The 25,225-nt window shown below is 36.6% G+C and carries 20 protein-coding genes and 2 riboswitches; of the genes, 6 read left to right on the top strand and 14 right to left on the bottom strand.

Features of this window, described 5'->3' with window-relative positions:
- The first annotated feature begins 203 nt into the window (after positions 1-203).
- The gene (locus ACE38V_RS02645) at positions 204-2,342 is read left to right on the top strand and encodes an ATP-dependent Clp protease ATP-binding subunit (protein ID WP_375839581.1); all 2,139 of its coding nucleotides are present in this window, start codon (positions 204-206) and stop codon (positions 2,340-2,342) included.
- A 47-nt stretch (positions 2,343-2,389) separates the two neighbouring features.
- Here the strand turns inward: ACE38V_RS02645 and ACE38V_RS02640 are convergent, their stop codons facing one another.
- Both ACE38V_RS02640 and ACE38V_RS02635 read right to left on the bottom strand, forming a co-directional pair.
- Positions 2,390-4,084, bottom strand: coding sequence for a M3 family oligoendopeptidase (locus tag ACE38V_RS02640; RefSeq protein ID WP_375839580.1), 1,695 nt, complete (start codon positions 4,082-4,084; stop codon positions 2,390-2,392).
- 19 nt (positions 4,085-4,103) lie between these two features.
- The gene (locus ACE38V_RS02635; protein ID WP_375839579.1) at positions 4,104-4,538 is read right to left on the bottom strand and encodes a MarR family winged helix-turn-helix transcriptional regulator; all 435 of its coding nucleotides are present in this window, start codon (positions 4,536-4,538) and stop codon (positions 4,104-4,106) included.
- Between the two features lie 237 nt (positions 4,539-4,775).
- Here ACE38V_RS02635 and ACE38V_RS02630 point away from each other — a divergent pair, with 237 nt between their 5' ends.
- Together ACE38V_RS02630 and ACE38V_RS02625 are read left to right on the top strand one after the other, a co-directional pair.
- Positions 4,776-6,302, top strand: a complete 1,527-nt coding sequence (locus ACE38V_RS02630) for an ATP-binding protein (protein WP_375839578.1) — start codon at positions 4,776-4,778, stop codon at positions 6,300-6,302.
- Between the two features lie 262 nt (positions 6,303-6,564).
- Positions 6,565-7,794: an MFS transporter gene (locus ACE38V_RS02625; RefSeq protein ID WP_375839577.1), complete on the top strand. Its 1,230-nt coding sequence runs from the start codon at positions 6,565-6,567 to the stop codon at positions 7,792-7,794.
- A 157-nt stretch (positions 7,795-7,951) separates the two neighbouring features.
- On the opposite strand, the gene ACE38V_RS02620 is transcribed toward ACE38V_RS02625, so the two are convergent.
- The 6 genes from ACE38V_RS02620 to ACE38V_RS02595 all read right to left on the bottom strand — a co-directional run bounded on the left by ACE38V_RS02620 (position 7,952) and on the right by ACE38V_RS02595 (position 13,211).
- Positions 7,952-8,182: a Spo0E family sporulation regulatory protein-aspartic acid phosphatase gene (locus ACE38V_RS02620; RefSeq protein WP_375839576.1), complete on the bottom strand. Its 231-nt coding sequence runs from the start codon at positions 8,180-8,182 to the stop codon at positions 7,952-7,954.
- Positions 8,183-8,607: 425 nt separating this feature from the next.
- A complete protein-coding gene (locus ACE38V_RS02615) occupies positions 8,608-9,141 on the bottom strand; it encodes a cupin domain-containing protein (RefSeq protein WP_375839575.1) in 534 nt (177 codons plus the stop codon).
- A gap of 59 nt (positions 9,142-9,200) precedes the next feature.
- Positions 9,201-9,842 (bottom strand): methylthioribulose 1-phosphate dehydratase, encoded by a 642-nt coding sequence (locus ACE38V_RS02610; protein ID WP_375839574.1) that lies wholly within the window; start codon positions 9,840-9,842, stop codon positions 9,201-9,203.
- Positions 9,839-10,501 carry a 2-hydroxy-3-keto-5-methylthiopentenyl-1-phosphate phosphatase gene (locus ACE38V_RS02605; RefSeq protein ID WP_375839573.1) on the bottom strand — a complete coding sequence of 221 codons (663 nt, stop codon included), beginning with the start codon at positions 10,499-10,501 and terminating at the stop codon, positions 9,839-9,841. The genes ACE38V_RS02610 and ACE38V_RS02605 overlap by 4 nt, the downstream gene beginning before the upstream one ends.
- Positions 10,502-11,722, bottom strand: coding sequence for a 2,3-diketo-5-methylthiopentyl-1-phosphate enolase (mtnW, locus tag ACE38V_RS02600; RefSeq protein ID WP_375839572.1), 1,221 nt, complete (start codon positions 11,720-11,722; stop codon positions 10,502-10,504).
- A 118-nt stretch (positions 11,723-11,840) separates the two neighbouring features.
- A riboswitch (SAM riboswitch) is annotated at positions 11,841-11,946 on the bottom strand.
- Positions 11,947-12,029: 83 nt separating this feature from the next.
- On the bottom strand, positions 12,030-13,211 hold the full coding sequence (locus tag ACE38V_RS02595; protein ID WP_375839571.1) for a pyridoxal phosphate-dependent aminotransferase: 1,182 nt from the start codon (positions 13,209-13,211) through the stop codon (positions 12,030-12,032).
- Positions 13,212-13,321: 110 nt separating this feature from the next.
- Here ACE38V_RS02595 and ACE38V_RS02590 point away from each other — a divergent pair, with 110 nt between their 5' ends.
- Positions 13,322-14,110, top strand: coding sequence for a carbon-nitrogen family hydrolase (locus tag ACE38V_RS02590; RefSeq protein ID WP_375839570.1), 789 nt, complete (start codon positions 13,322-13,324; stop codon positions 14,108-14,110).
- A gap of 111 nt (positions 14,111-14,221) precedes the next feature.
- Positions 14,222-14,375: riboswitch (SAM riboswitch) on the top strand.
- 94 nt (positions 14,376-14,469) lie between these two features.
- On the top strand, positions 14,470-15,645 hold the full coding sequence (mtnK, locus tag ACE38V_RS02585; protein WP_375839569.1) for an S-methyl-5-thioribose kinase: 1,176 nt from the start codon (positions 14,470-14,472) through the stop codon (positions 15,643-15,645).
- Between the two features lie 76 nt (positions 15,646-15,721).
- Here the strand turns inward: mtnK and ACE38V_RS02580 are convergent, their stop codons facing one another.
- From ACE38V_RS02580 to ACE38V_RS02565, 4 genes are all read right to left on the bottom strand, one after another.
- Positions 15,722-16,222 carry a methylated-DNA--[protein]-cysteine S-methyltransferase gene (locus ACE38V_RS02580; RefSeq protein ID WP_375839568.1) on the bottom strand — a complete coding sequence of 167 codons (501 nt, stop codon included), beginning with the start codon at positions 16,220-16,222 and terminating at the stop codon, positions 15,722-15,724.
- Positions 16,223-16,367: 145 nt separating this feature from the next.
- The gene (locus ACE38V_RS02575) at positions 16,368-18,164 is read right to left on the bottom strand and encodes a methyl-accepting chemotaxis protein (RefSeq protein WP_375839567.1); all 1,797 of its coding nucleotides are present in this window, start codon (positions 18,162-18,164) and stop codon (positions 16,368-16,370) included.
- 188 nt (positions 18,165-18,352) lie between these two features.
- Positions 18,353-20,647 (bottom strand): thiamine pyrophosphate-dependent enzyme, encoded by a 2,295-nt coding sequence (locus tag ACE38V_RS02570; RefSeq protein WP_375839566.1) that lies wholly within the window; start codon positions 20,645-20,647, stop codon positions 18,353-18,355.
- A complete protein-coding gene (locus ACE38V_RS02565; RefSeq protein ID WP_375839565.1) occupies positions 20,647-21,660 on the bottom strand; it encodes a 2-oxoacid:acceptor oxidoreductase family protein in 1,014 nt (337 codons plus the stop codon). The genes ACE38V_RS02570 and ACE38V_RS02565 overlap by 1 nt, the downstream gene beginning before the upstream one ends.
- Positions 21,661-21,966: 306 nt before the next feature.
- On the opposite strand from ACE38V_RS02565, the gene ACE38V_RS02560 reads away from it, so the two are divergent.
- Positions 21,967-23,010, top strand: coding sequence for an acyltransferase family protein (locus tag ACE38V_RS02560; RefSeq protein ID WP_375839564.1), 1,044 nt, complete (start codon positions 21,967-21,969; stop codon positions 23,008-23,010).
- 41 nt (positions 23,011-23,051) lie between these two features.
- On the opposite strand, the gene ACE38V_RS02555 is transcribed toward ACE38V_RS02560, so the two are convergent.
- On the bottom strand, positions 23,052-23,771 hold the full coding sequence (locus tag ACE38V_RS02555) for a LutC/YkgG family protein (RefSeq protein ID WP_375839563.1): 720 nt from the start codon (positions 23,769-23,771) through the stop codon (positions 23,052-23,054).
- On the bottom strand, positions 23,771-25,198 hold the full coding sequence (locus tag ACE38V_RS02550; protein ID WP_375839562.1) for a LutB/LldF family L-lactate oxidation iron-sulfur protein: 1,428 nt from the start codon (positions 25,196-25,198) through the stop codon (positions 23,771-23,773). The genes ACE38V_RS02555 and ACE38V_RS02550 overlap by 1 nt, the downstream gene beginning before the upstream one ends.
- Positions 25,199-25,225 lie beyond the last annotated feature (27 nt).

Raw genomic sequence — 25,225 nt, 5'->3', positions numbered from 1 at the left:
TAATCTCCTCCCTCCTTTCAATATATGAAATCAAACACTATCTAAGACGAGCATTTTATAATGGAAAATGAAAAAATTTCAGCAAAATACTTGAAAGTCAAAAAAGGTCAACGTATAATATGAATCAAAGAAGGTCAAATATAGTCAAAGTCAAAGTCGAACAAAACCAATGGACTTGGTTTACTCGAAAAGGAGGAAAACAAATGCTTTGTCAAAAATGTCAACAAAATCAAGCAAATGTACAGCTAAAAATGAATTTGAATGGAAATGAAAAACAGCTGTTTCTTTGTCAAAGCTGTTATCTTTCCGAAAAAGAAAAAATTGGTTCTGCTTTTCAACCAAGCTTAAGCGGTTTCTCTGGTTTTTCCACACCACCATTTGAAGACTTATTCTTCAACCAATTAGGCTCTGAAATGAACCAAACTGAAACGATTCCTCCAAATCATGGAGGCAGACGAAAAGAAGGGTTAATTGACCAATTTGGGAGAAACTTAAATATCGCTGCTAAAGCCGGCTTAATTGATCCGGTAATCGAACGCGAGGATGAAATAGATCGTGTCATCGAAATTCTTAATCGCCGCAATAAAAATAATCCTGTGCTTATCGGTGAACCAGGTGTTGGAAAAACAGCCATTGCTGAGGGATTAGCAACTAAAATTGTCGAAGGAAAAGTTCCTAAAAAGCTTTTGAATAAAGAAGTCTATTTATTGGACGTTGCCTCATTAGTGGCCAATACAGGAATTCGTGGTCAATTTGAAGATAGAATGAAACGTATCATCCATGAGCTTAAAGAGCGAAAAAACATCATTGTTTTCATTGATGAAATTCACTTACTCGTCGGTGCTGGATCTGCAGAAGGCTCCATAGATGCCGGAAATATGTTAAAACCCGTGCTTGCACGAGGAGAGCTACAGGTTTTAGGAGCCACAACATTAAATGAATATCGGAAAATTGAAAAGGACCCAGCACTTGAACGTCGCTTCCAGCCTGTATACGTTCATGAGCCAACAGTGGAACAAACCATTCATATCTTAAATGGCCTAAAACAAAAATATGAAGCTTACCATGAGGTCAAATATAGTGATGAAGCTATTCAAGCTTGTGCGACACTGTCACATCGATATATCCAAGATCGTTTTCTCCCAGATAAAGCGATTGATTTAATGGATGAAGCGGGATCAAAGCTAAATTTAAACTCAAACTATACATCAACAGAAAATGTCGAACAAAGACTAAAGGAAATTGCTAAAGAAAAAGAGACAGCGCTTAAAGAGGAAAATTATGAACAGGCTGCAAAGCTGCGTGATGAAGAAGCAAAACTGGAAAAGACATTAAACCAAAGTCATCAAGACCAGCCAATTGTAGCTGTTCACCACATCCAAGAGCTAGTTGAAAAGAAAACAGGAATCCCTGTAGGAAAAATTCAAGAAAATGAACAAGCTAATTTAAAGAATCTTGAAAATCGTCTAAATGAAAAAGTAATTGGCCAAGAAGAGGCCGTCCAAAAAGTGGCAAAGGCAATAAAAAGAAGCCGTGCTGGTTTAAAATCCAAGAACCGCCCGGTTGGATCCTTCCTTTTCGTTGGACCAACCGGTGTTGGGAAAACAGAGTTAACAAAAACTCTTGCTGAGGAATTATTTGGTTCTAGGGATGCTCTTATTCGACTTGATATGAGTGAATATATGGAAAAACATAGCGTCTCAAAAATCATCGGTTCCCCTCCTGGATATGTTGGTCATGAGGAAGCTGGACAATTGACAGAAAAAGTAAGACGCAATCCATACAGCATTATTTTGCTTGATGAAATTGAAAAAGCTCATCCTGACGTACAGCATATGTTTCTACAAATCCTTGAAGATGGCCGCTTAACGGATAGTCAGGGTAGAACCGTCAACTTTAAAGAAACCGTTATTATTATGACAAGCAACGCTGGTTCAGGATTTAAACAAATTACAGTCGGCTTTGAAAAAAGACATGAATCAAATGAATCAGAAATCCTGCAAAAATTAGGTAGCTACTTTAAGCCAGAATTTCTAAATCGTTTTGATAATATTATTGAATTTAAATCTTTGGAAGAAGAGCATTTACTGCAAATTGTTGATTTAATGCTTGATGAGCTTAAAGAATCTTTAAAAGAACAATACATTGAGCTTACTGTTACAGATGAAGTGAAAAAGAAATTAGCTACACTTGGATACCATCCTGCTTTTGGTGCACGACCATTAAGAAGAGTGATCCAAGAAAAGCTTGAGGATAAAATCGCAGATACGATTATCGAAAACCCAGATTCCAAAAAGCTACAAGCCATCATTGAAAATGAGCAAATTGTTCTTCAATCCTAATAAAGTCAAAAAAAGGTTGGCCTCCTGAGGTCAACCTTCTTTTTCATTTATAATTCTTTATCATCAACCGAATTCAACCAAGCCTCAATTTCCCCTACAACCGATTGAATACAGCCATCATCAAAAGGAGAAATGAGGTTAGCCTCCTTTACAAGCTCAGTAAATGGAAGACTGCCTCCAAGCTTACACAGCTTTAAATAATCCTCCCAAGCTTCCGCTTGATTTTTTCGTGATTTTACCCAAAATTGAAAGGCACAAATTTGCGCTAGTGTATAGTCAATATAATAGAAGGGATCATTATATATATGACCCTGTTTTTGCCAAAATCCACCGTTTTCTAAATAAGTAAAACCATCATAATCTTTGTATGGTTCATATTTCTGTTCAATTTCTCTCCACGCATTTTTTCGTTCCTGTGGTGTTGCTTTTGGATGTTCATATACCCAATGTTGAAACTCATCCACAGATACCCCATATGGTAAGAATAGAAGGGCAGAACTTAAATGAGCAAATCGATATTTATCAGCTTCATCTTTGAAAAATAGCTCCATCCAAGGCCACGTAAAAAACTCCATACTCATGGAATGAATTTCACATGCCTCATATGTTGGCCAATAATACTCAGGAATATCAAAGAAACGGCTGGAATAAACTTGAAATGCATGCCCTGCCTCATGGGTTAAAACATCAATATCCCCTGAGGTTCCATTAAAATTGGAAAAGATATAAGGAGCTTTGTAATCCTCAATAAAAGTACAATAGCCTCCCCCGGCTTTCCCTTTCTTGGCAACGAGATCCATTAAGTGATTTTCACGCATAAAGCCAAAGAACTCGCCTGTTTCCTTCGAAAGCTCATTATACATTTCTTGACCATTTTCAATGATCCACTCATGTGTCCCCTTTGGAGTAGCATTACCTGATTTGAAATTGAAATCCTCATCATAATATTTTAATTTTTCTACCCCAATTCTTTCAGCCTGAAGTTTACGAAGCTTTGACGCGATAGGAACAATATATTCTTTCACCTGTTCTCGAAAATTTTTAACCATTTCGGCATTGTAGTCAGTCCGATACAAACGGTAATAGGCTAAAGGAATAAAATTTTCATTACCAAGCCTTTGTGCAATTTCTGTTCTGACTTTAACAAGATCATCATAGATTCGATCTAATTCCTCTTCATGCTTTGCAAAGAACCCGAAACGTGCTTCACTTGCTTTCTTCCGAATAGCTCTATCCTTATCTTGAATAAAGGGTCCAAGCTGTGCTAATGTTCGCTCCTCCCCTTCAAAAGGGATCTTAGCTGAAGCAATTAATTTCGTATACTCAGTAGATAATTTATTTTCCTTTTGCAATAAGGGTACAATCTCTGGAGCAAAAACTTTTAACTGTGCTTCTGCAAGAGAAAATAATTGTTTACCAAATTTATCTTCCAACTCAACGCGAAATTTTGATGAGACTAAAGCGTGATAAAATCTAGTTTCCAGCCCTTCTATTTCCGGCTGTATTTCATCCATATAATCTTGCTCTTCTTTATAAAAATCATCATTCGTATCAATGGAATGACGAATGCTTACTAAATTCATCATTGTACTTAATTCGTTTCTAATTTGATTAATTTGCTTCATTCCTTCAATTTGTGCATCAATTGTTGAAGCATTTTCAAATGTTTGCAAAGCTGCATTGAATCTTTTTTCCACTTCAGCTAAAACAGGTCTTTGGTATTGATATTCTTCAAATGTCATCTAGTAATCCCTCCATAACTTAAACTTGTGATAATCCGAGCTTTTTAAGAAGATCAATTAATACATCCTTTTCTTCCACTGACAAATTTGACATTATTTCATGAATTTTCGATTCATGGTCGGGAAAAACGCCTTCAATAAATTTCTTTCCTTCCTCACTAATTTGTGCATAGGTCACACGACGGTCATTAGGACAGGCTACCCGATTTAATAAACCCTTTTGCTCAAGTTTATCAACGACATAGGTAATACTTCCACTTGCTAATAAAATCTTTCCCCCAATCTGCTGCAGAGGTTGCTCCCCTTTATGATACAACAATTCGAGGACCGCAAATTCTGTGGGATTAACCCCATACGATTGAATAAGCTTATTGACATTTTCGTTTACCGCACGATATGCCCGAGATAGAACAATAAATAATTTTAATGATTGATTAATTTCATTAGAGCTCATAATATCAAATCCTTTTTCCCAATTGTTCGTTCAATGGTTATTCTATTCCTTCATTATAATGGATTGCCAAACAATGTCTAGATTGAAAGGGCAGATGTAGACTACCCGCTATTGTTAAATAAAATGAGGACCACCAAAAGAGATTTCCTTTGAAATTGTTCGTTACTCTTTGGTAGTGAAATATTTGTCATGATAGTGTTATAATGATTCAATATCGATTATGATGGAGCATAGCATATGAAAATAATAAATCGTACCTTTGTTTTTTATTTACTTTTGGTTATTTTACCCTCTACTATTTGTAGCCTTTTTTATATAAATTTTAAACAAGAAAAGGATTATGAAATTCGAAAAGACCATGCGAAGTGGATTGCTTCCATTCATGAAACTCATTGGGACCAATTGGTCAGCGAAACGGTAACAACGCTAAAAATGCTTTCCTTGGCTTCAGAATCAACCATTCAGAAACCGGAACAAATGAAGCCCCTTCTAGTTAGGACGCAACAATCAGATCCTAGATTTGGGTCCATCTTAATGCTTGATTCTAAAGGAAGAATTATTACGGGGTCTGACCCGACACTAATCACAAATAAACAAGCAACAAAATCTTACATCCGTGATTGTGTTCAATCAAAGGATATCATTATTTCCAATGAAGAAGAATCCTTACCCAATGGACAGAAGGTCATCGGAATTGCTAATCCAGTGACAGACAAAAAAAATCAGTTACAATATATTTTTATTGCTCAACTAAGAGTAGACTATGTCTTAAACGTGATGCGGGTGCTTACGCCTGATTCGAAATTAGTCATAACCAACCCAAATGATCGTATTATGATGAAATTTAATGTAAAGGATGGCATATTACACCATAATAAGAACTGGTTAACAGTTCCCATCGATCGTCTTCCATGGAATATTAATATTAAAATTGCAGAACAAAATAGCAAGAAATTCTTTTTGGGATCTATCATTGCCATAAGTACTATTCTCATTCTTTTTAATATACTCTTCCTACTTGGAAAATACTTCTTGCTGCGTAGACAAGCTGAAAAAGAAAAAAAACAAAATGAAATTCATAAATTAGAACTAGTTGGGACACTTGCTGCAAGTACAGCACATGAAATAAGAAATCCATTAACTGGGATTAAAGGTTTAGTCCAATTATTAAATGAGAAATACAATAGCCCTGATGACCAATTCTACTTCACCATCATCCAAAATGAAATTGACCGAATTAATCAGATTGTGAGTGAATTTCTAATTCTTGGTAAGCCTACTGTTCAGAAACTAGAAAATATTGATATCAGAGAAATTATTGGGGAATTAACCCCGCTTATTTCCTCAGAAGCGAACCTTTATCATATTAGCTGGACATGTCATATGCCTGAAACTCCGCTGCAAGTTAAATGTTCTAGAGATCAAATGAAGCAAGTTCTACTTAACATTACAAAAAATGCTTTTGAATCCATGAAAAATGGTGGCAAACTGACCATTCATCTCGCTGCCGCAAAAAATCTTTGCAAAATCTCGATTATTGATACCGGTGTTGGAATCCCAAAGGAAGAACTTGATAAGATATTCCTCCCTTTTTATACATCGAAAGAATCTGGAACCGGATTGGGACTTGTGGTTTGCAAGAGAATTCTTCATGAATTTGGCGGAGATATTTTCCTATATAGCAAAGTAAATGAAGGAACAAAGATTGAAATCATTTTACCTCTAGTGAATTGGATTGAGTTCAGTGAGAATATTCGTCTATAGACTTATCTGAGCTCTGCTCTCTATAGCAAAATTGCAGGATTGAAATTAAAAGCATCCTAACACGAATTCGTATTCTTTACAATTAAATCGTGAACAAGGGTGCTTTTTTTAAGCAATTGAACCTATTTCTCCCATTCTATAAAAAAATGATGATTTTTATAAAAATTGGATTTATTTAGAGTTATAATAATTCTTATCTTTTCCTTTTAATATTTCAGGTTACGAAATATTAACAACATTAATGATTAGGAGCGTATCGTTTATGAATCAAGTTGCAAAAATACAACAGCCACTTGCCAGCAAGACTGGTTCTACGGCATACCGGATTCTCCTGATAATGGGCTTTTGTCATTTACTAAATGACTCCCTCCAATCAGTAGTTCCAGCAATGTTTCCAATATTAGAAAAATCGATGCATCTTTCTTATACTCAATTAGGGATGATTGCCTTTTCCTTAAATATTGTTGCCTCCATATTGCAGCCTATTTTCGGAAGTATTACAGATCGAAAGCCTTTTCCATTTGCCTTGCCAATTGGATTGACCTTCACCCTTTTTGGAATATTTGGTCTTGCTTTCGCACCTAGATTTGAACTCATCCTTTTATCCGTAATTTTTATTGGTCTTGGATCAGCCGTGTTTCATCCGGAAGGCTCACGCGTTGCCTATTTAGGAGCGGGTAGCCGTCGCGGACTTGCTCAATCAATCTATCAAGTTGGAGGCAATACCGGTCAGGCATTAGCTCCTCTTATTACTGCTTTAATTCTCGTTCCACTAGGGCAAAAAGGAGCGGCATGGTTTACAATTGTTGCAGCAGCTGCTGTGGCACTTCTTTTTTATATTGCAAACTGGTATAGTAATAGACTTCAACTCTTGCCAGTAAAAAAGAAAGAAAATAAAGGTGCTAAACCTACTAAGGCATTATCCAAATCTATTTATTTTGCCTTAATCTTAATATTATTCCTTATTTTTGCTCGCTCCTGGTATATTTCAGGGATTACTAATTACTATGCGTTTTATGTCATTGACAAATATTCACTATCGATTAAGGCATCACAAATCCTGTTATTTGCCTTTTTAGTCTCAGGTGCAGTCGGGACTTTCTTCGGAGGTCCATTAGCAGACCGCTTTGGTCGCAAAAACATTATCTTTCTATCTTTAATTGGCGCAGCGCCATTTTCGATCTTAATCCCTTTTATGCCATTAAGTATTGCGATTATCATGCTCGTTGTCACTGGCTTTATTTTGATGCTTAGCTTCTCTGTTACCGTTGTATACGCCCAGGAGCTTGTACCGGGAAAAATTGGCACGATGGCAGGTCTTACAGTTGGACTTGCTTTTGGTATGGGTGCCATCGGATCTGTTGGTCTCGGTAGCTTAGCAGACACCATTGGTCTTACTAAAACGATTATTATGACTGGATTTTTACCATTACTTGGACTCACGACAATGTTTTTACCATCTGATCAAAAGCTAAAGGAATGGAATAGCTAATGAAAAAAAATGCTTAAACAATTTACATTTTGTAAAATTGTTTAAGCATTTTTTTCCACTTTTCGCAAATAATCCGCCTAAGGAATTACAGAAAGATATCTAAATGATTATCTCTCTTGTAAATCCATCCAAAATCCTTTTTCTCACAAACGATCATTTAAATGCACATCTTTGGACAAACAAACATCATTTGCCTCATAGAAATATTCACTTCATTATCATAAATTTCTCCTTGAAAATTCCGCTGATATTCTAAAATAAGTTGATCCAATTCTTGACTATATTTTAAAGTATCATCACTTGTAAACCCGCTTTTTTCTGCCGAAATGATCATTTTTTCTCTCTTTATTTTAATTTGCTTGAGTATTTCATTGCTTGTTTGATACACCTTTTCTTCCTCCCAAACTTGCCAATTCCTTATCCACAACAAGCATTATGACAAGAATTTCTAGCAATGTAAATAGATTCGCAAAATTAGACAAAATATTTCAAAAGTTTTTCCAATCGACACTAATCTATATACGAAAATACCTACAATTATGACATAGATTTCAGATATCATTCGACTCTCTTCGTAGATTTAATAGACACATGGTCGCAGAATTTGATGAGAAAGTAAAAACTATGGTCATTGTTCATTTGTTTATTTTCCAATCTTTTTCTCGGGCATTTTCATTTTTGCTCATTTGTCATTCGCAAAGATTTAATTCTATATAAATCAATTTTCAGAAATTTTTCAAAAGAAAAAACTGTCACTAAATAATGTCGATGACAACTTTTTAGCAACAGTTTCTTTTTCCATAATTCTATATATTAAGCATTCACTTGATTTTTTTCGTAAATAGGCACCCAGCCTTCTGTTGTGACAAAAATGCGTATTGCAACTACCTTTCGATCCTCCTGAAGAGTAAAATAATGACGTATGTTTTCAGGAACAGAGATTAAATCACCAGGGTTTAGGAACACCTCAAAAAATTCACCGCCTTGACCTTGGATAATGAAGACCCCATGACCGCTGACGATAAAACGAACTTCATCATCTGTATGATGATGCTCTTGTTGGAAACTTTCAAGTAGCTGCTCTATATTTGGAGTATGCTCCGATAGTGAGATAACATCTTGTGCCTTATAACCTCTTCGATCAGAAATTTCCTTAATTTCTTTGCTGAATAATTCTAGTATTTCTTCTTTTTCTACTTCCTTTAATAAATAATTCTCTTGTAAATGAGCAGGTAGTTTACTAATATCCCATTTTTCATAAATCACTTGTTGCTTTTCAAGGAAAGCAATAACATCTTCCTCATTTTTAATTTCTTTTTTTGAATCTTGCAAAACAATATAAGCCATATGATCATTCCCCTTTTCGTTTATTATGAAAGTAGGATGTGAAATTACCCTACTTGATTCTAAGAGTTTAACCCGGTTTTCAACCTGTTTGCCTTCAATTGAAGCAGATTTAAATGATAGCAAAATAGGAACTCAGAAGCTTCCAATATCTTTTTCGCTTCAAATGCATCCTTTCCCCAAACTGTGATTCCATGATTTCTAATAAGGATGGCACCTGCATTTTCGTGAATATGTTGCGAAAAAACTTTGGCTAGAGATGGAATATCAGCATGATTATGAATGATTGGAATTTCAAGCTCTGCATCCTCTTCCCATTTCCCAAATGCCTTGATTAACTCTTGCCCTTTAAAACCAACTACACCCATATCGCCATAGAGCTCTGAAATCACATTATTTTCTATCGTATGGACATGGAGGCAGCAGCCTGCATTTGTAAGCCGATATATTTCAACATGTAATAACGTTTCAGCAGATGGCTTTAAATGAGTTTCTTGAACGGGTTTTCCCCATTCATCCACTAATAAGAAATCATTTTTCGTTCGTTTCCGTTTATCTAATCCACTGGCCGTGACAAGAAATTGGATGGGGAAATCACTCGTCTTGATTGAAAGATTTCCACTTGTACCGAAAAACCAATCGCGAGCAGCTAGCTCTTCCTTGACATCTGCTAATTCACTCCATTTTTCTTCTATCACGCTCATCGGACCACCTCCAATTTAGTTCGAATTTCTTTCATACAATCATAAAAACTTGTAAATGGACGATGAGGAATATCGAATTCTTGACATTTTTCTAACAAAAAATCTCTAGCTAATACAAAATCAGCTTGAATTGCTGCTTGCAAATCGGTGATGGAGTCGCCAATCACTATTTTGTATAATTCATCCCCATCAAGCGCCCGAATGATCGAGGGCTTACAACATCCACAATCATGATCACAATTAGAATCACAGCTATGGGGCCATAGAATCTCAATCGATTCTTTACTAAAATCAGATCCATTGCAAAAGATATCCGCAATAGGTACAAAGGGTTCTAAAATAGGGTGTACAAAAAAATCAATTCCTCCACTTACAATATACAGTGGGATCCTTTCCTGTTTTAAAAAATCAATAAAGTCTGCAAACCCGGCGCGAATTTTAGCGTTATGAAGAGCAAACTGAATAATTTCTTCCTTCATAGATGATGGCAATAATGAAAACATCAAACCAACACCCTCCCTCACAGAAATCTTTTGCGTGAGTATTGCATCTTTTAATTGAATCCAACCAGGTGGGTTAAAATATTTCATGATGGCAATGATATTATCTGTTTCCGTTACGGTTCCATCAAAATCACAAAAAACAGCTATTGATCTCATTTAGCTCATCACCTCCACACATCCCCATAAATCAATTGCTTTTTTTAGCTCTGGAAATTGGTCTGCGTTCGCCTGCAAGGATTCTCCTTTCAAGGTGAGTTGAATTGCTTGACGGAAAGCAATGCCCCCTCCCCGAGCCCCATCAGGATGACCATGAACTCCACCTCCTGCATTGATGACACAATCAATTCCAAAATCGCGAATGAGCAGGGGAACAAGTCCAGGATGAATTCCGGCTGAAGGTACAGGGAAGGAAGAAAGAAATTGATCCTCCTTCGTTAATTCCTTTCCAACACTTAGCGCCGTTTCTCTTTCCAATGCCACCGAACCATACGGGGAAGGGAATAAGGACAAATCTGCTCCTGCATATCTCAATAACTTACCAAGCAATAAGGAATGTGAGATTCCATATTTAGGCGAAGAAGTGAGCGCCCCACTTACAGCTGGATGAGCCATTAATGGGAGATTGATTTCAGAATCCACTCTAAGCTCCTGCAAAACGTCAATGCCATAAGCAAAAACATTGAATAACAGTAAATCTGCTCCAGCCTCCCTTGCCCTTCTCGCCCTTTCCTTCAACTCAAATGTTTTTCCAGTTAAATTCACAGCATAAAGAGTCCGATGTCCAGTAGTTTCATATACGTGATTAAGAACCTTTTTCCCTTCAACAATTCTTTTATAAAAAGGCGTTAAATCATTTTCAAATAATATTTCATCATCTTTAACTAAATCAACTTGACCTAAAGCCTGCTCCCTAAGCTGAGAGAGTAAATAATTCAAATCTCGACCAAGAACACCTTTGAAAATACTCATTAATAATGGTTGGGTTTCAACGCCAATCTTCTCACGAATTCCCTTTATCCCATAGCGTGGTCCAGGAAAAAAGGTTTTTAATTCATCACTGAATTGAAGGTCAACTAACTTGACTATTCCATCCAATGATAATTTTCCGAAAACAGTGGTAAGTATAGCCGGGAGATCCGGTGTAAAATTTACAATTGGATAAGCTATTTTAATTTTTGCTACCAAATGATGATTTTCGTCTTCACCAAGTCCTTCAGCTGAAACCACTCGACCTTTATGTTTGCGAAGTTGATCTTGATCAAGCTTCGGCAGATTTGTCCATGATCCTACGGTAAGACCTAAAGCAATTTCTTCTGCCTTTTTCTCTGGTTGATGCTTGGAATCATGAACAATATATGTAGCAATGATTTCACTCATTTTACTTCTTCCTTCCCCATGCAAAATCCAATTCCATCTTTTCACATATAAACAATGCAAATTAAACGAAAAAAACCTCTTCACATATGAAGAGGTTAGCACGATTCAAACTAACATCTCCTTATCTTCCAGCGATTGCTGCAAGAATTAGCACCGTGCTTAAAAGTTTTAAGTCGGTTGCCGGGCTTCATCGGGCTCGTCCCTCCACCTGCTCTTGATAAGAAAACGAAATTATCTTAAAAATGTTGATTATCAAAAAATAATTGAAATTAATTTGGATTATGTCAGTTTATTATGAAATTGTCAATCACTTTTTTTCAAAAATATTCAATGCTTTGATTCGGGAAACGGCCTCCCTTAAATGGCCTTCAGAGGTCAATAACCCAACACGTACATAACCTTCTCCATATTGACCAAATCCTATTCCAGGTGCTACAGCAACATAAGCCTTTTCTAATAATAAATCGGCAAATTGCTCAGAGGTATACCCAGATGGGATCTTTAACCAGGCAAAAAATGAACCCTTAGGTGCCAAAACATGCCATCCTATCGATTGAAGACCATCAATCAAAACATTTCTGCGCCGCTCATACATTACATTTAACTTTCGCACACATTCCTGATCCTCTGTTAAGGCCGCAATTGCAGCCTCTTGAATACCACCAAATAAACTGACATATATATGATCCTGAAGCAAATTAATCGCAGCAATCACACTTTCATTTCCAATCGCAAACCCTACACGCCATCCGGCCATATTATAAGTTTTCGATAGAGTATAAATCTCAATTCCAACTTCTTTTGCACCCTCTGTTTCTAAAAAACTAATAGGCTTTTCTCCATCAAACCCTATCGCCCCATAAGCAAAGTCATGAACTATACAAATTCCTTGCTTTCTAGCAAGTTCAACCGTTTCTTCAAAAAAGGCAGATGTCGCTACAGCTCCCGTTGGATTATTGGGATAGTTAAGAAACATAAGCTTCGCTTGTTGCAGTGTTTCTTCATCGATTTCCGTATAATCCGGTAAAAAATCATGCTCCTCTCGCAGAGGCATATATTCCATTTTCGCTTTTGCAAGTGCGACCCCTGACCAATAATCAGGATATCCCGGGTCCGGCACTAAAACCGTATCGCCAGGATTCAGCAGACATTGAGGAATTTCTACAAGACCTGCCTTTCCTCCAAAAAGAATGGCTACTTCCTTATCAGGATTCACTTCCACTTGATATTCTCGCATGTAAAATTCCGCCACTGCTCTTTTTAAAGATTGAAAGCCTTGAAACGGTGAATATTTATGATTAATAGGGTCATCTGCCGCTTTTTGCAGCCTTTTCACAATATGTTCTGGTGTTGGCTGGTCTGGATTCCCCTGTCCTAAATTAATCACATCATGTCCCTCTTGTAAAAAAAAGTTAACCTTACCTACAAGAGAAGCAAAAAATTGTTTTGGTAAATGGTTTAACAATTCAGATTGAGGAAATTTTGTCATTTCATCACCCACCATCTTTCTCTCTATTCTAAAAATTATGTATTGAAAAACTAGTCACAAATGATATAACTAAATTAATAAATTGTAAAGTATTTTTTATTCGAGGTGATTTGATTTTGACGATAAAAATAGCTTGTATTCAACTTGATATCGTATTTGGGGATCCGTCCCAAAATTATAAAAGGGCAGAAAAATTAATTGAAGAGGCAGCCCAACTTCAGCCTGACATAGTCGTTTTACCTGAATTATGGACCACAGGGTATGATTTAACGAGGTTGGATGAAATCAGTGATGAGGAAGCTACAACTACGCTACAATTTTTAAAGAAACAGGCAAAAAAGTTCGATGTTGCTTTTGTTGGAGGTTCAATCCCGAAAAAAACGGCAACCGGAGTCTTTAATACCCTCCTTGTTGTGGATCGAGCAGGAAATGAAGTGCATCAGTATAGTAAGCTCCATCTATTTCGACTAATGGATGAACATAAATTTTTAAAGAGCGGAAATTCTCATGGACTATTTGAATTAAACGGTGAAAAATTATCAGGATGTATCTGCTATGATATTCGGTTTCCAGAATGGATTCGCACTCATACAGTAAACGGGGCAAAAGCATTGTTTGTTGTAGCAGAATGGCCACTGCCAAGATTAAACCATTGGCGTGCCCTCCTCGTTGCTCGAGCAATTGAGAATCAATGTTATGTGATTGCTGTAAATCGTTCTGGTGCTGATCCGAACAATCAATTTGCCGGTCATTCATTAGTGATTGATCCATGGGGAGAAATCGTTGCTGAAGCGGGAGAATCAGAGGAAATTTTATATGCGGAGATTGATTTACATAAAGTGACAGAGGTGCGTGAAACGATTCCCGTTTTTGAGGATCGAAGACCTGAGTTTTATTAAATCCCGTCCGTATACCCTCATCCGAAATTATCTAAATTTCAAAAAAACAATTGACAATTTATTTTAAATCTTGTTATCATACTTTTCAAAAGTATTAATATTAAAAATACTCTCTTATCATGAGCAGGCTGAGGGATTTGGCCCGATGAAGCCCAGCAACCGACTATAATACCATTGCGAAATGGGGCGCAATTTGCGCGCCGGAGAAATCCAGAAGGCACGGTGCTAATTCCAACAGAAAGTTAATCTTTCTGACAGATAAGAGGTGCGAAGCTGTGAACTTCAAGCCTCTTTCAGATGAGAAAGAGGCTTTTCTATTGCTGAATAGAAAAGGCCTCCAATAAACAGGAGGGATAAAGATGACTTTATTACAGCAAGAAACATATGAACCATTAACAGAGGAAACTGCCATACAATTAGCCAAAAAATTGAATATCTTCAATCAGGAAGCAAATTTAGTTTGTCAAGAAATCGGGGATGGAAATCTCAACTATGTTTTTCATATCACAGATCGTCAAAATGGACAGAGCCTTATCATCAAACAAGCCCTCCCCTATGCAAAAGTGGTTGGAGAAAGCTGGCCATTATCTTTAAACCGGGCAACAATTGAAGCTGAAGCATTAAAGCTATTTAAATCATTAACCCCCAATTTTATTCCTGAAGTTTATTATACAAATGAAGCCTTGGCAATTACTGTTATGGAGGATTTGTCCCATTTGACTATTGCCAGAAGCGGACTAATTCAAGGAGAAAATTATCCTCATCTTGCAAATCATTTAGGAACATTTCTAGCAAACTCTTTATTTTTCACATCAGATTATGGTCTTAATCCAATAAAGAAAAAGGAATTAGTCGCAAAATTCATCAATCCTGATTTATGTAAGATTACAGAAGATTTAATTTTTACGGATCCCTTCTATGATACCCCTACAAATGAATTTGAAGAGGAATTAAAGGACGATACACAAGAATTATGGGAGGATGAGCCCTTAAAGCTACAGGTTGCTCTATTAAAAAAGAAGTTCCTCACAGAAACGGAAGCTCTGCTGCATGGGGATTTACATACCGGAAGTATTTTCGCTTCATATGAAGAGACCAAAATTATTGACCCGGAATTTGCCTATTTTGGGCCAGCTGGTTTTGATTTAGGTCAAGTGATTGCAAATCTATTATTTCAGGCTATTGCATGTGAGCAGAAGAAAGAGAAAATTTTTGCGGAAATCGAGCAATTTTGGAATGTATTCCAAGAGAAATTCACCCATTTATGGAACACCCAATCCATTGAACCATATCAGCATTTAAATGGATTTCTTCAACAGCTGATACAAAAATACTTCAAGGATGCCATTGGATTTGCTGGTTGTGAAATAATCCGTCGTACGATTGGTCTCGCTCATGTCGCTGATTTAGATAGCATTGAAACATTAGAATCTAAATTAGTAGCTAAAAGAAGGGCACTTGAAACTGGCAGGAAATTAATCTTAAACCATCAACAATATCTCTCAATTAAAGACGTTTTTAAGGACATTCTTTAAAGCAGAATTCTTTCGTAAAAAGGTGGAACTTCAAATGAAAAGAGGTTCCACTCTCATTATATGAATCCGATTAACTTTAATTTTTATAATGAGCTCCTTCTAATAAAAGCAGCTTTTCTTTAATATCCGTTCTTGTCCCTGCATATCCGGTTAAAGACTGATTTTTTCCAATCACACGGTGGCAAGGAATAATAATCGGGATATGATTAGCTTTATTAGCTTGACCAATTGCTCTGACTGCTTTTGGATTTTCTATCGCTACAGCAATATCTTGATAGCTTCTTGTTTCTCCAAACGGAATGGCTAATAACTCCTGCCAAACTGATTGTTGAAAAGCTGTCCCTTGAATTTCAAGAGGAAGAGAAAAATCCTGTCTTTTCCCATGAAAATATTCCTCCAATTGTTTGACCGCCTCCTTCAACAAAGGATTTTCTTCATTATATGCTACTTCATCTACTATTTCCGCATTAAGGAAATCTTCTTTTCCAAGATATATTTCTACTATTTTTTCATTTTCTGCGACAACAAATATCTGATCAATCTCAGAAGCAAACATCATATATTCTCTTTTATACATCTAAATCCTCCACCTTCCTATACATTTCTATTTTAGAAAATCAAGAAATTGCATAACTAATCCATTTAGATAATTAATCTTTTCAATCTCAAGGTATCAAAAAAGGATTCCAAAAGCCAGACTTTTGGAATCCTTCCCTAAAAGATTATAATCTAAATTTGGCAATCATTGAATTCAGCTGTTCGGCAAGATGGGATAGAGCTTGTGCACTGCCTGAAATTTCTTCCATCGCAAAATTAGTTTGCGTGACAGAAGCACTTGTTTGTTCGATACCAGCTGCCGATTCTTCAGAGACTGAAGCAATATTTTCAATTCTTTTATCCATTGCTTCTGAGCCATCGGAGATCTCTTTTAAATTAAAGGCTATCTCATTTACATTATTCGTCATTTTATTAACTGACTGATAAATTTCTCTAAAGGTTTGGCCAGTAACCTCTATCTGGCTTGTTCCTTCTTCAACTGAGCTGTAGCCGTCCTGAAGGGAATCCACAATATCTCTTGAATCATCCTGAATCTCCTTAACAATTCTCGTAATGTCTGATACAGAACGAGATACCCCTTCAGCAAGTTTTCGTACTTCATCTGCCACAACAGCAAAGCCTCTTCCATGTTCACCAGCACGCGCCGCTTCAATTGCCGCATTCAATGATAATAGATTTGTTTGATCAGCTATTTCTTGAATAACTTGACCTAGTTTTGAAATTTGTTTTGTATTTTCATTAAACTCCTTAACCTTGTCAACAGACCCTTTCATGATCACATTAATCTTTTCCATTTTATCTTGAGATTCTTTGATTAAATCGTTCCCCTGCTTGGTTAATGATTGCACTTCATCTGACACCTGTTTTACAAAAGCGCCACTATTTGAAGCATTTTCAACCTTTAATAGATAATCCTCCATCATGTGAGCTAATTCCGTTGAGGAGGTAGCTTGTTCCTCTGCACCGGCCGATAATTCCTGCATGGTAGAAGCAACTTGTTGACTTGATGCCTTCACTTCATTAGCGGACACATTTAATTCTCCACTCTTTTCACTAACGAAATTAGAAACAGAAGAAATTTCCTGTATCATCCCTTGGAGCCTTTCCTTCATCGCATTTGTGGACTTACTTAACTCTGCAATTTCGTCATTTCCGCGATATTCAACAAAATCTACTTTCAGATTGCCTGAAGCTATTTCATTCGAAACGCTCACAATATTAGATAATTTTTTTGAAATAGCCTTTCCAATTAAAAGAATTGTTAAAATCCCTAAGAGAGAAGAAATAATAATAGAAATAATTAAGACGATAATAGCAATGAGTAAACTAGACTTGGCAGAAGAGATTGCTTCCTTTTGTTCTGTTTTAAAAGTTGTTTGAAGCTCATCAATACTGTTATCTGTTTGCGAGACAATATTATCCACTTGCTCTTTGCCAATGCGAATTTTATAGGATTCATTATTTTGCAAGGCTGGTTTAATATCATCAATAAAAACAGAAGTGATTTTTTGGTCATACGCATCAATTTTTTGTAAGATTTCCTTGGATTCCGCCGTAGTCAATTTCGGTTGAAGCTCTTTTTTAATCTCATCAAATTGTTTCGTCACCTGATCAAATTTATCTAGATAAATTGATTTTGAATCGATGATATAGGTGCCGATAATGCTACCCTTATTATGAAATACAGCTGCAGCTTCAGTAATAGCAACTGCCTTTTCCCCCGTATTTCGGACATCCTCCATCTTGGCATTTGCTATCGTCAGCAAAAGAAATGTAATCAATGTAGAAATAGTAAATAAACCAATAGTTAACATAAGAGCAACCCCATATTTTTGGCCAAGCCTTAATTTTAGCCATAAACGATTATGGGATAGAAAAGAGGAAAAAGTTCTTTTATTATCACGACTTTTACTACTTTTCTCTTTTGATTGATGAGACTTTGATTGAAAAATCCTTTTCAATTCTTTCCCCCCTGTTTTAATTTTCATTTATTTCAAAAAATATGTAATTAGATTAAGATTTATTATACTAGAAAATTAAGTAATTTTGGAGAAGAAAAAATGTTTTGAATTATCATAATGTTAAAAAATATCATTAAAAAGACTGATCCTATATGATCAGCCTTTTTAATGATTGTATAAACTCGCTTTTATAGAAGTGGATTTTCACTTTTTGCTTTTAATCGTTGCCATCTCTTTTCAATTTCTGAACCAAAATCATCTAATATTTCCTTGTTTTCTTCTTTTAAAAGATGTTTTGTTTTTCCCATGTATTTTAGCCAATCTGTCAAAGGAATTCTCTTCTTTTTCGCTTCAGGATCATAGGTAATCGTCGTGATTCCCTGTTCAACCTCATAAAGCGGGAAGAAGCATGAGTTAACGGCAGCTTCCATGATGGTTCCGCCAAAACGATCTTCTGATTTCCAGTTTAGTGGACAAGTGATTAAGATTTTCCCATAAACAGTACCAACATTTTGCGCATACCATTGAGCTTTGGCTGCCTTTTTCACAAGATCTTGAGGAAATGCTTCCGTTCCTGTAAAGACGTAAGGAATATTGGATGCTGCCATAATTTGAGCGGTATCCTTGTGATGGAATGCTTTACCCTTTTGCGTTTTCCCGACACTTGTCGTACTTGTCATATGGCCTAATGGTGTAGAGTAGGACATTTGGGATCCTGTATTCATATACCCTTCATTATCATACTCAAGCATGATGAGCTTATGATTTCGCAAGGCAGTACCTAGAGCAGAACCCATGCCAATATCCATTCCTCCATCACCCGTGATCATCACAAATGTTGCATCCTCTGATACTTCAATTTCTCCACGGCGCTTCAATTCAAGGAAGGCTTCTACCGTTCCAGATAAGGTCGCAGCTCCATTTTGAAATAAATTATGAATCATCGTTTGTTTATGGGATGAATATGGATAAGAAGTCGTTGTTACATAGGCACAGCCTGTTTGGTATAATACAACAACATCCCCTTCAATCCCTTTGAAGAACAATTCCAATCCAGGGAAAATGCCACAGCCAGGACAAGCTCCATGACCAGACGCTAAACGTTTTGGTTTTTCAGTAAGCGCTCTTAATGGTGGAATCTTCACCTTTAATTTATTGGTTTCTTCATCCATTGTAACTTGAATTAAACCCGTCTTATAGGCATCACCTGATTGAGGTTGAATGACAGGTTTTAATACTTTCTCTGGATCTCCTGGGACATGACCATAATAATCGAACGGCTTTGCTGCAAATCCTTTTTCCATTGCATCAATCGCCATATTAAAGAAGTTTTCAGCGTCATCCGCATAAAAATCTTTACCGCCAAGACCAAAGACTCTACTTAAGACAATGGTTTGATTATTTTTATCCTCTTGCAGTGCAGATTTCACCTCATGGGTTAAATTAGGACCATTAGCACCATAAGAATCGGCACGTTCTCCAACTAATAAGGCTTTCACATTTTTTAAAGCTTCTCTGATTTCTTTTGCTGGGAATGGACGAATGATATTAGGACTGATAATACCTGCTTTAATTCCTTTTTCTCGAAGCTTATCAACTACATCTTTGGCTGATTCCGCAGCTGAATTTAGAAGGAATAACGCAACATCTGCATCTTCCATTTTATATAAGTCTAACACTTGATAATTTCTTCCGGAAAGTTTCGCGTATTCCGCCGCCACTTCTTGATACACAACACCTGCAGCATACATCGCTTCTGATTGTTGGAAGTGGTTATTGATTAATGCTTCCCCGTTCATATGAGCCCCAATGGTAACCGGTTTTTTAAGATCACGGGCAAAATTGTAATCTGTTGGACATTCCCCTACAAAATCTTGCACCACTTTACGATCTTTAAAGTAATTTACTTTTCGTTTTTGGTGAGAAGTGAAAAATCCATCATAGGCCACAATCACTGGCAAACGCACCTTGGAATGCTCAGCAATTTTTAATGCCATGATGTTCATATCATAAACAGCTTGCGGTGTTCTTGCCGTTAAGATGACCCAGCCGGTATTTAAAGCAAAATATAAATCTGAGTGATCGCCACGAATATCGAGCGGACCACTAATAGCTCTTGTAACAAGATTCATCACCATTGGAAAACGAGTCCCTGCTTGAACAGGGAGCTGTTCAAGCATAAACATGAAACCATTCGCACTTGTCGCATTAAACACACGGGCTCCTGTTGCTGCAGCTCCGTAACAAATACCTGCAGAGCCATGTTCGCCATCAGCAGCTATAAGTTTAATATCATGCTCCCCGCGAGCTTTCATTTGATCGAGAAATTGGGCAACCTCTGTTGAAGGTGTGATTGGAAAATAACCCATAATATGATAATTGATTTGTGCTGCAGCTGTAGCAGCCATTTCATTACCTGACTCAAATGTCGTAATTTGTTCTGCGATTTTGTTGTTTTGTAATTCTTGTTCCATTATTGCCATTACCGAACCCCTCCTGTAACATAAGGAAAGTTTTGCTTCACTCTATGTGCTTCTGCATATCCAAGCATTTCACGGAGATCTCCTAAAGCACTTGTTGGACAAGCCTCAACACATTTCAAGCAACCTTTACAATATTGATAATCGATGCCTTTTAAGAACATTTGCTTTCTGCCTCGCTTATCTTCCCCTGCTTCCCAAACAAAGCAAAAGTCTGGGCAAGCCGTATCACATTCAGCACAATGAATACATTTTTCCTGATGCCATTCTGGTAAAAACCCTTGGCGAGAACCGCTTAAATCTTTTAAAATACTATTTCCTTGAGTCGTCATCACTCCACCTAATTCCTGTGTTTCGTAGCCTAAAATAGGTTTTGGACGTACAAAAGCTTTACCTTCAGCATCTTTTGGCGTTTCATAGGTTTTAAATTGAACTTCCTCATAACCTCTATTGAAGGTTCGAATATTGGGTTCAACTAGATGAGGGTATTTTTTTTCAAAGGTTTTCCTGATGACATTTCTCATTGAATCTGGGTCAAGAAAATCACAAATATGGAAAAGGGCCCCTAGCATTGCTGTATTAACTTTTGTTTTTTCCTCAACCGCAATATTTAACGCATCAACAATGGCTAATGTTCCGTATTCAAGCTGTAAATCAGATTTAATTTCATCGAATTCTCTTGTTGAATTCACGAGAACGATTCCATCTGGTAACAATCCACTTACGACGTCTACTGTTTTATATAATGCTTCATGAAAAACCCCAATGACGTGTGGCTGCTCAATTGGGCTATGAGCTCTTATTTCAGTATTAGCATCACAAAATCGAATAAAACTTTTTACCGGAGACCCCTTTTTCTCAGAACCATAGGAAGAAAAGTTAGAACCATTTAGTCCAAGTCCTAAAACTCCTGCTTCCGCTAACATTTTACCCGCTAAATTTGCACCTAAACCCCCAATGGACTCCAAGCGAATTTCAAAAAAGCCTAACTCATTTTTTTTCGGTAAAACGGACATGTTCCCCCTCCTAAAATATGTAAAAATAATTAATCTTATATTAATATTTTAGATTACCGAAATAAGATTTACTGTGATAAAAATCAAACATTGTGTGATTTTTTATGAAACACATCAAAAAATCCTAATAAAGCACAATAAAATACAGATAATTCTAATATATAACAGTTTTTCTTCTGTATTATAACAGACGTTTTTCCAATATTTTGATTCATACTTTTGTAATAAAACTTTCACATTGAAGTGGTATATTATTAAAAGAATAAAAAATGGACGGAAGGATTTAGTAGTTTCATGGGAGGAATTATGTTACAAAGGGAGAGCTATTTCGATAATGCCAAATTTATCTTAATCATTTTGGTTGTTTTTGGACATTTATTACAATCTTATATTCATGACAGCGAGATCATCTATATAGTTTATAAAGTCATCTACACCTTTCATATGCCGGCCTTCATCCTCGTTTCTGGATATTTTGCCAAGGGATTTCGAAAAAAAGGGTATATGATGAAAATTAGCAAAAAAATTATTTTACCTTATTTAATATTTCAGATGATTTACTCTGTTTTTTACTATTATTTGTATCACCAATCCGAGTTAGTGGTTGACCCCTTAACTCCACATTGGTCATTGTGGTATTTGCTCAGCTTGTTTTTTTGGAATATCATGCTATATCCTTTTGCCAAACTTAAAGGTTCGATATCTTTGTTCATTGCATTAATCATAGGATTAGGGATTGGTTTTTTCGATTCGTTTTCTGAATTTCTAAGTTTATCGCGAACCTTTGTTTATTTTCCATTTTTTCTTTTAGGCTATTTTCTACAAAAGGAGCATTTTACCCGATTAAGAAAACCAGCTATGAAGTTCGTATCGTTCTTTATTATTGTTGGAGTTAGTACGTTTTTCTATTTTCAAACTGATTTTGACTATGAATGGCTATTAGGAAGAAAATCTTATCATGAATTAAATATACTGAATCACATGGCCGTTTTCATGCGATCTGGTTTTTATCTCTTAAGTTTTTTGATGGTTTTTAGTTTTTATGCCATTGTGCCAAGAAAGAGATTCTTCTTCACAAATCTTGGCAGAAATACATTGTATGTGTACTTATTGCACGGTTTTATTGTTCGTTTTTTTAGAGCAAGCGAGGTTCAAGATTATATTCATTCACCAACAAATTATTTCATGCTGGTTGGTTTTGCATTGCTCTTAACTATTTTATTATCAAGCAATCTATTAACCGCTTTTGCACAACCCATTATTGAACTAAAATTGACCAGATTAAAGGAATTTCTAGTGAAAACAAAGGTTTATGTTTCTTTCTATAAAAAGAAATTAACAAGTCACTAAGAAAAAGGATGGCAATCTGCCATCCTTTTTCTTAGTGAATCTCATAAATCTTCAACGACGATATAGGCAGCCTTCACAGGTCCATGAACACCTAAAACAAGCATCATTTCGATATCTGCCGAATAGCTAGGTCCGGAAATAAAATTAATACAGGATGGAACCAGCTCTCCGCTTTGAATTTTCTCAGTTAAAAAGCTCGATGCCTGTGTTAGCCTTGGAACTATCGTGCTTTTAGGAACAATCATAATAGAAGTTTCAGGAAGGAAACTTACAGTTCTCCCTCTATCTTTACTGCTTAATAAAACCACCGTTGCCGATTCTGCAAGTGTCAAATCACTAATCGTTATACCCACATTCGCCTTTTCTGCCTTCTTTACATTTTCTTCTTTTAATGAATAATCCCACATATGGACTTCGATATTTTCTTTTGGCCACTCAACGTTAAAAAGCTCCATAAGTCCATATTCTGCAAACTTTTCATCCTGCCAAGTAACAATGGGTCCGCCACCATATTCATTGACAATTTCCTTTATGATTGATTTTAATTGATTCTTTTCCGTCATGACAAATTTGGTATGAATTTCTTTACATTGCTCTCTTAAGATTTCAACTAATTCATTTGAGGTCTCATATTTTAACGTAATCTCCTCGGGGTGATACTTCCAGGCTGGTTTCTCTAAATTTCTAGAAACTTCAGCCTTACCAAGTCGATGAGCAATTTTTGCTAAAAATGCATCTCGATTTTGCACCAATTCTTCCATTAGTTTTTCCCTCCCTTTTCGCGATTTTTGAACCAGTCACGAAATCTCTCCTTGTTAGGTGCAGGAAAATCGCGAATTTCTGTCCATGCTTTTAATGGACCGGGCCCTTTTGAGATTTTTTCCCCTACGGTAAAAGGATTCATGGCTGTCGGCGCCATTTTAGAGCCGATTTTATATATAAATGGAGAAGCAGCTCCTAAGCCAAAAGCTTTCATTAATAACTTTTCTGAAATCGGTGCACGTCCCTCTTGTTCAACTATTACTTGCCGGTGTTTATGTAACAATTGATGTAATGGAATTTTTACTGGGCAGGCCTCCGTACAAGCCCCACAAAGGGTAGAGGCATACGGTAATTCTTTATATTTCTCATATCCAAATAATAATGGAGATAATACGGCTCCTATAGGGCCTGAATAAACAGAATCATAGGCATGTCCACCAATATGTCGATAGACAGGGCATACATTGACACAAGCAGCACAGCGAATGCATTGAAGAATTGGCTGAAATTCACTTCCCAAAATTTCAGATCTTCCATTATCCACGATGACCAGATGAAATTCTTCAGGTCCGTCTACATCTTCTTTTTCTCTTGGACCCGTGAGGACCGTAACATAACTACTTAGTTTTTGACCGACTGCACTTCTTGTTAATAAACTAATCAGCACATCTAATTCCTCGAAAGTAGGAACGATTCTTTCCATCCCCATGACCGCAATATGTGTTTTGGGAAGAGCAGTCGATAAATCTGCATTCCCTTCATTCGTAACCAAGGTAATTGAACCCGTTTCCGCGATTGCAAAGTTGCAGCCAGTGATTCCCACATCTGCTGTTAAATACTCTTTTCTGAGCGTTTTCCGAGCATGAGCTGTTAATTCTTCAGGCTTTTCTGAATTCTTATAACCCAATTTTTCCTTAAAGATATCTCTCACCTGTTCTTTGTTTTTATGTATGGCAGGTGCTATGATATGAGAAGGACGATCATGATTATCCAATTGTAAAATAAATTCTCCTAGATCTGTTTCAATTACTTTGCATCCAACATTTTCCAAACAATCATTTAACTGGATTTCTTCTGTAACCATTGATTTTGATTTTACAACCTTTTTTGCTTCTTTCTTTTCGATCACTTGACGAATATAATCCCGAGCCTCCTCAGCTGTTTGCGCAAAAAATACATGTCCTCCTCTTTTCGCCACATTTTCACTGAGCTGCAGTAAATAGTAATCTAAATTTTGAAGGACATGTTGACGGATCTCTTCACCATGTGAACGCCACTCTTCCCAATTACCGATCTCCTCTGCAGCAGCTAAACGCCCCATTTTCAAGCGATCCTGCCCACTTGAAACAGCACCGCGCATAAATGAATTAGTCAATTCCTTTTCCACTCGGTCTTTAAAATGAACACTTTCCATTTTCGTCGCCATCGTGAATCCCTCCTGTACTTGTCGAAT

Origin of the sequence: Cytobacillus sp. Hz8 (assembly GCF_042263505.1) — a bacterium.
Lineage (GTDB): Bacteria > Bacillota > Bacilli > Bacillales > Cytobacillaceae > Bacillus_BE.
The sequence above is the reverse complement of the archived record's forward strand: the minus strand, read 5'-3'. Positions and strand labels throughout refer to the sequence as shown.

Coding starts and splice junctions, on each gene's coding strand:
- ACE38V_RS02645 (WP_375839581.1), top strand. CDS start 204: ATGCTTTGTCAAAAATGTCAACAAAATCAAGCAAATGTACAGCTAAAA.
- ACE38V_RS02640 (WP_375839580.1), bottom strand. CDS start 4,084: ATGACATTTGAAGAATATCAATACCAAAGACCTGTTTTAGCTGAAGTG.
- ACE38V_RS02635 (WP_375839579.1), bottom strand. CDS start 4,538: ATGAGCTCTAATGAAATTAATCAATCATTAAAATTATTTATTGTTCTA.
- ACE38V_RS02630 (WP_375839578.1), top strand. CDS start 4,776: ATGAAAATAATAAATCGTACCTTTGTTTTTTATTTACTTTTGGTTATT.
- ACE38V_RS02625 (WP_375839577.1), top strand. CDS start 6,565: ATGAATCAAGTTGCAAAAATACAACAGCCACTTGCCAGCAAGACTGGT.
- ACE38V_RS02615 (WP_375839575.1), bottom strand. CDS start 9,141: ATGGCTTATATTGTTTTGCAAGATTCAAAAAAAGAAATTAAAAATGAG.
- ACE38V_RS02610 (WP_375839574.1), bottom strand. CDS start 9,842: ATGAGCGTGATAGAAGAAAAATGGAGTGAATTAGCAGATGTCAAGGAA.
- ACE38V_RS02605 (WP_375839573.1), bottom strand. CDS start 10,501: ATGAGATCAATAGCTGTTTTTTGTGATTTTGATGGAACCGTAACGGAA.
- mtnW (WP_375839572.1), bottom strand. CDS start 11,722: ATGAGTGAAATCATTGCTACATATATTGTTCATGATTCCAAGCATCAA.
- ACE38V_RS02595 (WP_375839571.1), bottom strand. CDS start 13,211: ATGACAAAATTTCCTCAATCTGAATTGTTAAACCATTTACCAAAACAA.
- mtnK (WP_375839569.1), top strand. CDS start 14,470: ATGACTTTATTACAGCAAGAAACATATGAACCATTAACAGAGGAAACT.
- ACE38V_RS02580 (WP_375839568.1), bottom strand. CDS start 16,222: ATGTATAAAAGAGAATATATGATGTTTGCTTCTGAGATTGATCAGATA.
- ACE38V_RS02570 (WP_375839566.1), bottom strand. CDS start 20,647: ATGGCAATAATGGAACAAGAATTACAAAACAACAAAATCGCAGAACAA.
- ACE38V_RS02565 (WP_375839565.1), bottom strand. CDS start 21,660: ATGTCCGTTTTACCGAAAAAAAATGAGTTAGGCTTTTTTGAAATTCGC.
- ACE38V_RS02560 (WP_375839564.1), top strand. CDS start 21,967: ATGTTACAAAGGGAGAGCTATTTCGATAATGCCAAATTTATCTTAATC.
- ACE38V_RS02555 (WP_375839563.1), bottom strand. CDS start 23,771: ATGGAAGAATTGGTGCAAAATCGAGATGCATTTTTAGCAAAAATTGCT.
- ACE38V_RS02550 (WP_375839562.1), bottom strand. CDS start 25,198: ATGGCGACGAAAATGGAAAGTGTTCATTTTAAAGACCGAGTGGAAAAG.